The sequence below is a fragment of the Kitasatospora sp. NPDC023385 genome (genome assembly GCF_055664045.1).
Window position 1 is genome coordinate 134,690 of sequence record NZ_JBVOOL010000005.1, and the last position, 12,665, is coordinate 147,354.

Here is a 12,665-nt window from a genome sequence, read left to right on the forward strand (position 1 = left end):
TCGCCGCGGGGAACGAGCTGTGCGCGGATTCGGCGGTCCGACGGCGGACCGCGAGCGACAGCAGAGGCCGGCCAGTCGGTGTAGATCCCTCCCGACCGCCCGCACCACGCATCCACAGGAAGCCGAGAGTCACCTCCATGACCGAGCAGACCTCCGCCGCGTCCGTCCCCGCCGCCCGCGCCTTCGTCGACCGGCCCACCCCGATCACCGCGGCCTCCGTGCGCCAGCGGTCCTCCGGCATGCGGTACGGGCGCTACCTGCCGTTCGGCGCCGTCGACCTGCCGGACCGCACCTGGCCGGGCACGGTGATCACCAAGGCGCCGCGCTGGCTGTCGACCGACCTGCGGGACGGCAACCAGGCGCTGATCGACCCGATGTCCCCGGCCCGCAAGCGCAAGATGTTCGACCTGCTGGTCGCGATGGGCTACAAGGAGATCGAGGTCGGCTTCCCGTCCTCCGGGGCCACCGACCACGCCTTCGTGCGGTCGCTGATCGAGGAGGGGGCGATCCCCGAGGACGTCACCATCTCGGTGCTGACGCAGGCCCGCGAAGAGCTGATCGAGAAGACCGTCGAGTCGCTGGTCGGCGCCCCGCGGGCGACCGTCCACCTGTACAACGCGACCGCGCCGCTGTTCCGGCGGGTGGTGTTCCGCAACGACCGGGCGGCGACCAAGGCGATCGCCACCGAGGGCACCCGGCTGGTGATGGAGTACGCCGACAAGCTGCTGGGAGACGACACCGTCTTCGGCTACCAGTACTCGCCGGAGATCTTCGTCGACACCGAGCTGGACTTCGCGCTGGAGGTCTGCGAGGCGGTCATGGACGTCTGGCAGCCGGGCGAGGGCCGCGAGATCATCCTGAACCTGCCGGCCACCGTCGAGCGGGCCACCCCCAACGTGCAGGCCGACCAGTTCGAATGGATGTCGCGCCACCTGTCGCGCCGCGAGTTCGTCTGCCTGTCGGTGCACCCGCACAACGACCGGGGTACCGCCGTCGCCTCCGCCGAACTGGCCTACATGGCGGGCGCCGACCGCATCGAGGGGTGCCTGTTCGGCCAGGGCGAGCGAACCGGCAACGTCGACCTGGTGACGCTGGGGATGAACCTGTTCTCGCAGGGCATCGACCCGCAGATCGACTTCTCCGACATCGACGAGGTGCGCCGCACCGCCGAGTACTGCAACCAGATGGAGGTGCACCCGCGCCACCCGTACGCCGGCGACCTGGTGTACACCTCCTTCTCCGGCTCGCACCAGGACGCCATCAAGAAGGGCTTCGACACCCTGGAGGCAGACGCGAAGGCGGCGGGCGTGCCGGTGGAGGAGCACACCTGGGGCGTGCCGTACCTGCCGATCGACCCGAAGGACGTCGGCCGCACCTACGAGGCGGTCATCCGGGTCAACAGCCAGTCCGGCAAGGGCGGCGTGGCGTACGTGCTGAAGAACGACCACAAGCTGGACCTGCCGCGCCGGATGCAGATCGAGTTCTCCCGGATCATCCAGGCCAAGACCGACGCCGAGGGCGGCGAGGTCACCCCGGTCGAGATCTGGCGGGTCTTCGAGGACGAGTACCTGCCGACCACCGACAACCCGTGGGGCCGGATCGCGCTGAGCGGCTCGCGCACCCTGACCACCGAGGACGGCCGGGACGCGCTGACCGCCGAGGCCCTGGTGGAGGGCGTGCCGGTCACCCTGACCGGTACCGGCAACGGCCCGGTCTCGGCCTTCGCGGACGCGCTGGCCCGGATCGGCGTGGACGTCCGCGTCCTGGACTACGCCGAGCACGCGCTGAGCGAGGGCGGCGACGCCCAGGCCGCCGCGTACGTCGAGTGCGCCGTGGACGGCAAGGTGCTGTGGGGCGTGGGCATCGACGGCAACACCGTGCTGGCCTCGCTGAAGGCGATGATCAGCGCCGTCAACCGGTCGCAGCGCGGGTAGTTCGTACGAGTGGCACGCGGCGGGGCCGTCCTGCGGGGCGGCCCTCGGCCGTGCCTGCGGCCCCCGGCCGGGGCGCTGTGTCCTGCGCCACATTTTTTGGGAGCGGAAGCCGTTCGAGGTACTGACACGTGCCGGTAACCATGGCAACATCGATCCACCGGAAAGCCGGGTCGGTGGGACGGCTCGGCGTCCGGTCGCGTGACCTGCCCACTGTCGAGCAGGCCGCCTGCCATGTCTGGGGAGTGGCGCCGTGACCAGGTTGTGGGGTGTTCGCCCGAGGTGGCGGACTGACGTTCTCGGTGACTTCTTCTGCCCGGGCTGCGGCGGGGACCGCAACTACCGCCGGCAGCACGGCCGGCGGTGGCTGCGGCTGCTGGGCACGCCGGTGGTCCCGCTCGGACCGGTGATCGGCAGCGTGCAGTGCACCAGCTGCCACGGCCGGTACGGCGTCGAGAGCCTCGAACAGCCGACGTGCGTGCGCCTCGGCGCCATGCTGCGGGACGCCCAGTACACCGTCGCCCTGGTCCTGCTCGCGGCCGGCGGCACCGCCCACCGGGCGGCCCGCGAGGCGGCCTGCGCGGCGGTGCGCGAGGCCGGGTTCGACGACTGCGGCGAGGCCCAGGTCCTGGCCGCGCTCGCCGCGCTCTCCGGGCTCGGCGGCGAACTCCACGAGGCCCACGGACTGCAGGCGCCCCCCGGCCGGCACCTGGGCGAGGCCGGCGGCCTCGCCGTGGAACTGCACGCGGTCCTCGAACCGCTCACCCCGCACCTCGCCCACCAGGGCCGCGAGCGGCTGCTGCTGCAGGGCGCGGCGATCGCCCTGGCCGACGGGCGCTACCTGCCGCAGGAGCGGGAGGCGCTGGCCGCCGTCGGGCGCTGCCTGGACCTGCCGCAGGCGCGGGTCGGGGCGCTGCTGGAGGCGGCGACCCGGACGCCGTACCAGTAGCCGGGCCCGGCGCCGCCCCAGCCACGGGACCACTCCGAATCCCCCACAAACGGGCCCGAACCCCCCTCCGGGCCCGCCGTGACCCGCACCGCAGTGGTCCTCCCCCACGGCCCCGGTGCGGGCACCACGGCTGTCCGTCCCTCTCTGGGGCAGTTCGCCGCTGTCGGCGGGTGGCCGCGGGTGGCCGCGACTGTCCGCGGCTGGGGGAGAATGGTCCGCATGAGCCTTTTCCGGGACGACGGCGTCGTGTTGCGGGCGCAGAAGCTCGGCGAGGCCGATCGGATCATCACCCTGCTGACCCGCCAACACGGCAAGGTGCGGGCGGTGGCGCGCGGGGTGCGCAAGACCAAGTCCAAGTTCGGCGCCCGCCTGGAGCCCTTCTCCCACGTGGACGTGCAGTTCTTCAGCCGGGGGAGTGAGCTGATCGGCCGCGGGTTGCCGCTGTGCACCCAGGTCGAGACCATCGCGCCGTTCGGCGGTTCGATCGTCACCGACTACGGCCGCTACACCGCCGGCACCGCGATGCTGGAGACGGCCGAGCGCTTCGCCGAGAACGAGGGCGAGCCCGCCGTCCAGCAGTACCTGTTGCTGGTGGGCGGGCTGCGCACGCTGGCCGCCGGGGTGCACGAATCACACCTGGTCCTGGACGCCTTCCTGCTGCGCTCGCTCGCGGTGAACGGGTACGGCGCGAGCTTCACCGACTGCGCCAAATGCGGCCTGGAAGGGCCGAACCGTTTCTTCTCGCTCCCCGCGGGCGGGGTGCTCTGCGCGGACTGCCGAGTGCCCGGATGTGCCGTACCCTCCCCTGAGACACTGGTACTGCTCGGGGCGCTGCTGTCAGGGGACTGGCGGACGGCCGACACCTGCGAGCCGCGGTACTGGCGGGAGGGCAGCGGCCTGGTCGCGGCCTATCTGCAGTGGCACCTGGAGCGGGGCATCCGCTCGATGAGATACGTGGAGAAGTGAGCACATGGCAGCGCGACGGCTCTTCGGCGGTGGCAAGCAACGGGAGTACGCTCCTCCGACCCCGCACCCCAGCGGCGCAAAGCCCCCGAAGATCCCCGGCGAGCTGGTCCCCGACCACGTCGCCATCGTGATGGACGGCAACGGCCGCTGGGCCAAGGAGCGCGGACTGCCCCGCACCGAGGGCCACAAGGTCGGCGAGGCCGTGGTGCTGGACGTCCTCAGGGGTGCCATCGAGCTCGGGGTCAAGAACATCTCGCTGTACGCGTTCTCCACCGAGAACTGGAAGCGCTCGCCCGACGAGGTGAAGTTCCTGATGAACTTCAACCGGGACGTCATCCGCCGCCGCCGCGACGAGATGGACGCGATGGGCGTACGGATCCGCTGGGCCGGCCGGATGCCCAAGCTGTGGAAGAGCGTCGTCCAGGAACTGCAGGTCGCCGAGGAGCAGACCAAGGGCAACGACGCCGTCACGCTCTACATGTGCGTCAACTACGGCGGCCGGGCCGAACTGGCCGACGCCGCCCAGGCGATCGCGCGGGACGTCGCGGCCGGGAAGCTCGACCCGAAGAAGGTCAACGAGAAGACGCTGGCCCGGTACATGTACCACCCGGACATGCCGGACGTGGACCTCTTCCTGCGCCCCAGCGGCGAGCAGCGCACCTCCAACTTCCTGCTCTGGCAGTCGGCTTACGCCGAGTTCGTGTTCCAGGACGTGCTCTGGCCGGACTTCGACCGCCGCGACCTGTGGCGCGCCTGCGAGCAGTACGCGATGCGCGACCGGCGCTTCGGCGGGGCGATCCCCAACGAGCTCCCCGCGCCGGTGCCGTCCCAGCGCTGACGCCCGTCCAGCCGGCCGCGCTCAACGGAGGAGGACCCGCCGGGATCGGCGGGTCCTCCGGTCGTTCGCGGCCCGGTCAGGCGTTCTTGGCGCACTCCGCGCAGGTGCCGAAGATCTCCAGCGTGTGCGCGATGTCGCTGAAACCGTGCTCGGCGGCGACCGAGTTGGCCCAGCGCTCCACCGCGGGGCCCTCCACCTCGACGGTGGCGCCGCAGTGCCGGCAGACCAGGTGGTGGTGGTGCCCGCTGCTGCACCGGCGGTAGACGGCCTCGCCGTCGGCGGTGCGCAGCACGTCCACCTCACCGGCGTCCGCGAGCGACTGCAGGGTGCGGTAGACCGTGGTCAGACCGACGGAGTCCCCGCGGTGCTTGAGCAGGTCGTGGAGCTCCTGCGCGCTGCGGAAATCCGCGATCTCGTCCAGGGCAGCCGAGACGGCGGCACGCTGCCGAGTGGATCGGGCGCGCGGCGACGGGCCTGCGGTGGTCACCGTGGGTCCTCCTGGGGTCGTGGGCGTCTCGCACATCATTGTGCCAGCCCGGCCCCCCGCTCAGGAGCGGTCGCGTCGGAGGAAGTCCGCTCCGGCGACTGGAACGGCAGCCGCACGTCGCAGACCGTCGGCCCCTGCTCGGCGCCGGCGCGGTGGCGCCGCCGGGCGAGCGGCGCGGCGATCACGCCGAACACCGCGAAGACCGCGATGGCGAGCAGCACGATGGCCGGCCCGGACGGCACGTCGAGCTGGTACGAGCCGGTGACGCCGGCCAGCGAGACCACCACGCCGATCGCGATCGAGGCGGCCTGGGTGGCGGCGAAGGAACGGGTGAGCTGCTGGGCGGCGACCACCGGAACCACCATCAGGGCGCTGACCAGCAGCAGGCCGACCACCCGCATGGCGACGGTGACGGTGACCGCGGCCATCACCGCGAGCAGCAGGTTGAGGGTGCGCACCGGCAGGCCGGTGACCCGGGCGAAGTCCTCGTCCTGGCAGATCGCGAACAGCTGGCGGCGCAGGCCGACGGTGACCGCGATGACCACCGCGCCGAGCACCGCGATGGCGGCCAGGTCGGCGGGGGCGACGGTGAGGATCGAACCCCACAGGTAGCTCTCCAGCGAGCCGGATCCGGCCTGGGCGGAGAGCGAGACCAGCAGCTTGCCGCAGGCCATGCCGCCGTAGAAGAGCATCGCGAGGGCGATGTCGCCGCGCTGGTTGCCGCGCGAGCGGACCAGCTCCATGGTGACGGCGCCGAGCACGCAGACCAGCACGGCCATCCAGACCGGGCTGGTCTGGAAGATGAAGCCGAGGCCGACACCGGTCATCGCGACGTGGCCCATGCCGTCGCCCATCAGGGCCTGGCGGCGCTGCACCAGGTAGATGCCGACGGCCGGGGCGGTGATCCCGACCAGGACGGCGGCGAGCAGGGCGCGCTGCATGAAGTCGTAGGACAGCATCTCGGTCATGCGAGCAGCCTCGGCGGGGTCAGATCGGCGTGCGGGTGGACGTGGTCGTGGCCGGGCAGCGCGTGCAGGCCGGTGTTGGGCACGGGCGGGCCGTCGTGGGCGACGCAGCCGTCCCGCAGCACCACGGTGCGGTCGATCAGCGGCTCCAGCGGCCCGAGTTCGTGCAGGACGAGGAGGACGGCGGCGCCGCGGCCGACCTCGGCGCGCAGGGTGTCGGCGAGCACCTGCTGGCTGCCGGCGTCCACCCCGGCCATCGGCTCGTCCATGATCAGCAGGTCGGGGGAGCCGACCAGGGCGCGGGCGATCAGCACCCGCTGCTGCTGGCCGCCGGACAGGTCGGCCACGCCGTCCCCGGCCCGCTCCAGCATGCCGACGGCGGCCAGCGCGCGGTCCACCGCCGTGCGGTCCTTGCGGCGGAAGGGCAGCAGCCGGTGCTGCGGCAGCCGTCCGGTGGAGACCACCTCGCGCACGGTGGCCGGGACGCCGGAGGCGGCGGTGGTGCGCTGCGGGACGTACCCGATGCGGTGCCAGGCGCGGAAGGAGCGGTACGGGGTGCCGAACAGCTCCAGGGTGCCCTGTTCCATCGGGACGGAGCCGATCACGGTCTTCACGGTGGTCGACTTGCCGGAGCCGTTGGCGCCGAGCAGGGCGACGACCTCGCCGGGCCGGACGGTGACGTCGACGCCGCGCAGCACCGGCCGGCCGCCGCGCGAGGCGACGGCGTCCCGGAGGCGGACGGCCGGGGGTATCGGGTGGTTCATGGTGCTTCCCGTCAGCTGGTGGCGGCAGGGGTGGTGGCGCTGGTCGTGGGGGTGTCGGTGGCGGGGACGTCGGTGGTGGGGGCAGCGCCCGCGGGGGCGGCGGTCGCGCCGAGGGCGGCCTGGAGGTTGGCCAGGTTCTGCTTCATGACGGTGAGGTAGTCGTCCTTGGCCGGGTCCTTGACGCCCTCCAGCGGGTCCAGGACGGCGGTCCTGAGGCCGAGGTCCTTGGCGACGGTGTCGGCGAGCTTGGGGCTGACCAGGGTCTCGAAGAAGATCGTGGTGACGCCGTTGTCCTTGGCGGCCTTCTGCACCTCGGCGAGACGGGCCGGGGTGGGCTCGGACTCCGGGTCGACGCCGTTGATGGCGACCTGGGTGAGGCCGTAGTGGTCGGCGAGGTAGCCGAAGGCGGCGTGGCTGGTGACGAAGGTCTTGGTCCTGGTGTCCTTCAGTCCGGTCCGGAAGTCCTGGTCGAGCGCCGTGAGCCTGGTGACCAGGTCGTCGGTGTTCTTCCGGTAGTCCTCGGCGTGCGCCGGGTCGGCCTTGGCGAACTCGGCACCGACGCTCTTGGCGATCGCCGCGTAGCGGGTCGGGTCGAGCCAGATGTGCGGGTCGCCGGCCGGGCCCTCGTGCTGGTGGCCGTCGGCCCCGGGGCCCGTGCCCGCGGTGCCCTCGTCGAGGTGGTGGTCGACCAGCGGGCTGGCGGCGGTGGCGTCGATCTTGTGCGTGCTGGACGACTGCGCGACGGCCTGGTCGACGGTGGGCTGCAGGCCCTTGAGGTAGAGGATCGCGTCGGCCTTCTGGACGGTGCCGACCTGCTTGGCGGTGAGCTCCAGGTCGTGCGGCTCGACGCCGGCGGCGGTGAGGTCGGTGACTGCGACGTGCTCCTTGCCGATCTGCTGGGCGACGTACTCCATCGGGTAGAAGGAGGCGACGACCTTCAGCTTGCCGTCGGCGCTCTGGGCGCTGCTGCTGCCACCGCAGGCGGTCAGGACGAGGGAGGCGGCGAGGGCGGTGGCGGCGAGGGCTATGGAGCTGCGGGTGCGTCGTCCGATCATCATGACAATCATTCTCATCTCAGATGGAAATGATTGTCAACTCACTCGAATGGGTGAACGTCAGGTGGCGATGGCCGGGGGCGGCCGGACGATACCGATTTGAATCACGTACCCGTATGGCCGGTAACCTGAGGTATTCGGGTACGCGCAACCAGCCGTGCCCTGACCGTGCCGTACGTACTGAAGAGAGCACTGTGGCCGCCGACAAGATCGACACGATCGTCAGCCTGAGCAAGCGCCGTGGCTTCGTCTACCCCTGCAGCGAGATCTACGGCGGCACCCGTGCCGCCTGGGACTACGGTCCGCTGGGTGTCGAGCTCAAGGAGAACATCAAGCGCCAGTGGTGGCGCGCGATGGTCCAGGCCCGTGAGGACGTCGTCGGACTCGACTCGTCGGTCATCCTCGCCCGCGAGGTCTGGGAGGCCTCCGGCCACGTCGCCACCTTCAACGACCCGCTGACCGAGTGCCTCTCCTGCCACAAGCGCCACCGGGCCGACCACCTGGAGGAGAAGTACGAGGCCAAGCACGGCTTCCCGCCGCCGAACGGCCTCCAGGACGTCAACTGCCCCGACTGCGGCACCAAGGGCCAGTTCACCGAGCCCAAGGATTTCTCGGGCATGCTGAAGACCCACCTCGGTGTCACCGAGGAGGCCAGCGGCCTGGCGTTCCTGCGCCCGGAGACCGCCCAGGGCATCTTCACCAACTTCAAGGCCGTCCAGACCACCTCGCGCAAGAAGCCGCCGTTCGGCATCGCCCAGACCGGCAAGAGCTTCCGCAACGAGATCACCCCCGGCAACTTCATCTTCCGCACCCGCGAGTTCGAGCAGATGGAGATGGAGTTCTTCGTCAAGCCGGGCGAGGACGAGCAGTGGCACGAGTACTGGCTCCAGCAGCGCTGGGACTGGTACGTTGACCTCGGCCTGCGCACCGAGAACATGCGCTTCTTCGAGCACCCGAAGGAGAAGCTCTCCCACTACGCCAAGCGCACCGTGGACATCGAGTACCGCTTCAACTTCGGCGGCTCCGAGTTCTCCGAGCTGGAGGGCGTCGCCAACCGCACGGACTACGACCTGCGGGTGCACAGCGAGGCGTCCGGCCAGGACCTGAAGTACTTCGACCAGGAATCCGGCGAGCGCTACTTCCCGTACGTCATCGAGCCGGCGGCCGGCCTCAACCGCGCCATGCTGGCCTTCCTGATCGACGCCTACTTCGAGGACGAGGCGCCGAACGCCAAGGGCGTCATGGAGAAGCGCGTCGGCATGCGGCTCGACCCGCGCCTGGCCCCGGTCAAGGTCGCCGTCCTGCCGCTGTCGCGTAACTCCGACCTCTCCCCGAAGGCCCGCGGCCTGGCCGCCGACCTGCGCACCGCGTGGAACGTCGAGTTCGACGACGCCGGCGCGATCGGCAAGCGCTACCGCCGCCAGGACGAGATCGGCACGCCGTTCTGCGTCACGGTCGACTTCGACACCCTCGAGGACAATGCGGTGACCGTCCGCGACCGCGACACCATGTCGCAGGAGCGCGTCTCGCTGGACCAGGTCAAGGCGTACCTCGCGGCGCGCCTGATCGGCTGCTAGCTCGGGCCCGCCCGCTCGCGGAGCCCCCGTTCGCCCTGGTCGGGGCGGGCGGGGGCTCCTTGCTGTCCGGGGGGGTGTGCGGGACGTCCAGGGTCGTTCGGGGTGGTTCTGGGTGGTGTGCGGGCGTCGGCCGTCACCGCCGCCCCCAGCGGGAGCGGGGCGCCGTGGGCGGGGCGGTCGGCAGGCCGGCCGAGCGGAGGGCGGCGAGGGTGGTGCGGTGGCGGGGCCCGTCGGCGAGGAGGGCGCCCAGCAGCTCGCCGTACAGGTTCCGGTCGCCGGCGCCGTCCAACGCGGCTGCCAGCCGGACCAGTTCGACGGGCGGGCGGAGCGCCGCCAGCTCGTGCAGCAGGGCGGTGGCGAGCGCCGGCGGTAACTCGGCGGCGAGGGTGGTGAGGTCGGCGGTCGGACGGCCGGCGGCCTGGCGCAGCAGGGTCCGGACGTCGCCGGGGCGGCCGTGCTGCTGGAGGCAGGCGGCGAGCGACGTCAGCTCGGACGTCGGTGCCGAACCCCACTCCCACAGGAGCGTCGCGCCGTCGGCGTGCTGCCCCGCCTGCTCCAGCGCCGAGAGGAGCCCGGGGACGGAGGCGGCCGGGTAGGCCCAGAAGGCGTGGAACAGCTCGGCGGCCTCCTCGGCCAGGCCCAGGTCGCGCAGCTCCGCCAGGACGGCGACGGCGTGTTCGGGGGGCGACTGCGCGGCACTGCGGGCCAGCTGGAGCGAGGCGCCGGTCGGACCGTACCGGGCGAGCATCCCGGCCAGCAGGGCGGCGTCGGCGGGGGTGAGGCGAGTGGCGGCCTGGTCGATCAGCTCGGTGGCCCCGGGGCGGGCGCCGTTGCGGTGGAGGGCGGTGATCCGCTCGGTGAGGGCGCCGATGTCGGGGCGGACGGGGGGTGGTGGGGGCTGCTCGGGAGACGGTTCCGGCTGTGGCTGCGGCTGCGGCTGCGGTTCCGGTTCTGGTTCTGGCTCTGGGTGGCGCTGCTGTGGTGGCTCCTGCTGCTCGTGTCTGAGCCGGGTCTCCAATGCCTCCAACTGGTCGCTGAGTTGAAGGCAGCGGGCGCCCAGCCCCTCGCGGAGGGTGCGGGCCTGGGCGAGCTGCCGCAGCAGGTCCCCGTCGGGCCGGCGGCGGCCCGGGCTCGCCCGAAGGGCCTCGTCCAGTCGCCGTTCGCGCTGACTCGCGTAGCGGCTCGCACGGAGCAACTCGTCCAGCTCCGCGCGGAGTTCATCGGCCTGGTGCTCGCCCCCCGGCTGCCGGCCTGCGGATTGTGTCGTCGGCCGCATGCGCATGATCGCCCCAACCTGTCCATCCAGACCCTGACTGCAGGACATCCTGGCGTCGGTATGTGGCGGGAGAGTTAAGGGCGCACGACCAGTCGTGCCCGAGTGGTGTCAAGGAGCGCGCAGAGGGCGGTCGTTGCGAGAAGTGCGCCGGTCGCGCTCCGGAGGAGGGTCGCCTCGTAGTACGGGCCGGGGGCGAGGACGGCGACGGCGTACCCGACCGCTGCGCCTGCGGCGGCGGGCAGGAGGAGGCGCAGGGTATCCCGCCGGACCGCCGCTCCGATCACCAGGAGCCCGGCAGCGGTGGCCAGTTCGGGTGTGCCGAAGGTCTCCGCGTACCGGATCGACAGGGCAGGGACGAGGAAGAGGGCGAGCGCCCGGCCGATCGTCTCGGTGAGGGCGGTGGTGCGGGGGCCGTCGGGGGCCGGCATCCGGGGCGCGACGGTCCGGGTGGCGGCGAGGACCGTCAACGCGGCGGCCACGGCGAGGAGATGGCCGCCGACCCGGGCGAGGTTGTAGAGCAGCGCGGTGTCGTACAGCGCCAGCATCAGCTGCCCGTACGCCCACAGGTCGAGCGCGAAGAGCAGCGGATTGGCGCGGGCGGGGCGGGTGGGGCGGGCGGGGCGGGCGGGGGCCGGTTCGCGCCGGGCCGTCCAGGCGATCAGCGACGGCGTCACGGCGGCGGAGAGCACGCGCAGGACGAGGTCGTCCACAGTGTACGGATTCCGCAGGTCCCACTCGACCGCGCAGAACGCCACGGTGTACGAGACGGCGGCCAGCGGGACCAACGCCGAGCGGGCCAGCCGGACGTACAGGTCGCGGTCCAGCCGCCGGACGACCGCGACGAACGCCAGCAGCACGAGCGGCAGTTCGAGGAACGCCTGCACCCGGAGGACGGACGGGGCCAGCAGCCCCGGTGCCGGGAAGCGCGCGGCGAGGGCGCCGAGGGGTGTACGGGCGTCGAACCGGGGGACGTCGAACCAGCCCGGGGGCAGGTAGCGGGCGATGAAGGACGGATCCCCGCCGTGGACGCGGTTCACGTACACGGCGACCAGCACCTGGTTGAGGCAGATGAGCACGACGACCGCCGCCAGCGCCGCCTCCGGCCCGATCGCGCCCCCGCGGCCGGGCCGGGCCTCGGTCCGCACCGCCTTCGGGGCCAGGACCAGGGCGGCGGCGGCCGAAGCCACCACCGTCCCGTCCAGCAGCGGCGTGACCGCGCTCACGTGCTCACACGCTCAGGTCGGCCCGTGCGCTGAGCCGCGCCCGCGCCTCCATCAGCGCGAAGCCGAGCAGGTTCAGCCCGCGCCACTCGGTGGGCCGCTGCGCCCGGATGTCGTCGGCCGCGAGCCCGATGCCCCAGATCCGGTCCACCGGGCTGGCCTCGACCAGCACCCGGCTGCCCGTGCCCAGCAGGTACGCGCGCAGCGCCTCGTCCTGCCCGAACTTCGCGACGTTGCCCGCCACGACCAGCTCGAACCGCCCCGCCGCCCAGGTCTCGTCGTCGAAGCCCTTGACCAGCCGGCCCAGCTGCTTCGCCTCGGCGGGCGTCCGGGCGGCCAGCATCCGCTGCTCGATCGCCTCGTCCCCGAACATCCGGGCCTTGCCGGCCATCATCCAGTGTTCGGCGGAGGCGTACGTCACCCCCTCGACGGTGAACTCGCCCGGCCACCACTGGCTCAGGCACTCCTGCCGGGTGCCGCCGCTCTTGCGCGCCGTGTGCCCCCAGAACATCACCCACTTCGGGTGCACCCCGTCCGCCATCAGCGCCGCCAGCTCCTCGCGGCTGCGGACGGCGGCAGGGTCCGCCACGTGCATCTCGCTCATATCGTCATAGTGACACAAAGCCTGGGGGTGGCC

12 protein-coding genes are annotated in these 12,665 nt (G+C 72.2%); 5 read left to right on the forward strand and 7 right to left on the reverse strand.

Annotated features, from left to right (window positions below; all coding sequences use genetic code 11):
- Nucleotides 1-137: 137 nt before the first annotated feature.
- From leuA to AC0B61_RS10420, 4 genes are all read left to right on the forward strand, one after another.
- Nucleotides 138-1,934: a 2-isopropylmalate synthase gene (gene leuA, locus AC0B61_RS10405; RefSeq protein WP_471740217.1), complete on the forward strand. Its 1,797-nt coding sequence runs from the start codon at nt 138-140 to the stop codon at nt 1,932-1,934.
- 250 nt (nt 1,935-2,184) lie between these two features.
- Nucleotides 2,185-2,880, forward strand: a complete 696-nt coding sequence (locus AC0B61_RS10410; RefSeq protein ID WP_471740218.1) for a TerB family tellurite resistance protein — start codon at nt 2,185-2,187, stop codon at nt 2,878-2,880.
- Nucleotides 2,881-3,099: 219 nt separating this feature from the next.
- Entirely contained in the window at nt 3,100-3,846 is a 747-nt protein-coding gene (recO, locus tag AC0B61_RS10415) for a DNA repair protein RecO (RefSeq protein ID WP_471740219.1), read from the forward strand.
- 4 nt (nt 3,847-3,850) lie between these two features.
- Entirely contained in the window at nt 3,851-4,684 is an 834-nt protein-coding gene (locus AC0B61_RS10420; protein ID WP_471740220.1) for an isoprenyl transferase, read from the forward strand.
- Nucleotides 4,685-4,760: 76 nt separating this feature from the next.
- Here the strand turns inward: AC0B61_RS10420 and AC0B61_RS10425 are convergent, their stop codons facing one another.
- From AC0B61_RS10425 to AC0B61_RS10440, 4 genes are read right to left on the reverse strand one after another with little or no spacing between them, the layout of a single operon-like run.
- On the reverse strand, nt 4,761-5,171 hold the full coding sequence (locus AC0B61_RS10425) for a Fur family transcriptional regulator (protein WP_471740221.1): 411 nt from the start codon (nt 5,169-5,171) through the stop codon (nt 4,761-4,763).
- 35 nt (nt 5,172-5,206) lie between these two features.
- Nucleotides 5,207-6,139, reverse strand: coding sequence for a metal ABC transporter permease (locus tag AC0B61_RS10430; protein WP_471740222.1), 933 nt, complete (start codon nt 6,137-6,139; stop codon nt 5,207-5,209).
- Nucleotides 6,136-6,900 (reverse strand): metal ABC transporter ATP-binding protein, encoded by a 765-nt coding sequence (locus tag AC0B61_RS10435; RefSeq protein ID WP_471740223.1) that lies wholly within the window; start codon nt 6,898-6,900, stop codon nt 6,136-6,138. The genes AC0B61_RS10430 and AC0B61_RS10435 overlap by 4 nt, the downstream gene beginning before the upstream one ends.
- Nucleotides 6,901-6,911: 11 nt before the next feature.
- Complete coding sequence (locus tag AC0B61_RS10440) at nt 6,912-7,955, reverse strand: metal ABC transporter substrate-binding protein (protein WP_471740419.1); 1,044 nt, start codon at nt 7,953-7,955, stop codon at nt 6,912-6,914.
- A gap of 194 nt (nt 7,956-8,149) precedes the next feature.
- Here AC0B61_RS10440 and AC0B61_RS10445 point away from each other — a divergent pair, with 194 nt between their 5' ends.
- Nucleotides 8,150-9,532, forward strand: coding sequence for a glycine--tRNA ligase (locus AC0B61_RS10445; RefSeq protein WP_471740224.1), 1,383 nt, complete (start codon nt 8,150-8,152; stop codon nt 9,530-9,532).
- A 133-nt stretch (nt 9,533-9,665) separates the two neighbouring features.
- Here AC0B61_RS10445 and AC0B61_RS10450 read toward each other — a convergent pair whose 3' ends face one another.
- From AC0B61_RS10450 to AC0B61_RS10460, 3 genes are all read right to left on the reverse strand, one after another.
- A complete protein-coding gene (locus tag AC0B61_RS10450) occupies nt 9,666-10,814 on the reverse strand; it encodes a hypothetical protein (RefSeq protein WP_471740225.1) in 1,149 nt (382 codons plus the stop codon).
- 68 nt (nt 10,815-10,882) lie between these two features.
- Nucleotides 10,883-12,031 carry a hypothetical protein gene (locus AC0B61_RS10455; RefSeq protein ID WP_471740226.1) on the reverse strand — a complete coding sequence of 383 codons (1,149 nt, stop codon included), beginning with the start codon at nt 12,029-12,031 and terminating at the stop codon, nt 10,883-10,885.
- 4 nt (nt 12,032-12,035) lie between these two features.
- The gene (locus AC0B61_RS10460; RefSeq protein WP_471740227.1) at nt 12,036-12,632 is read right to left on the reverse strand and encodes an NADAR family protein; all 597 of its coding nucleotides are present in this window, start codon (nt 12,630-12,632) and stop codon (nt 12,036-12,038) included.
- Nucleotides 12,633-12,665 lie beyond the last annotated feature (33 nt).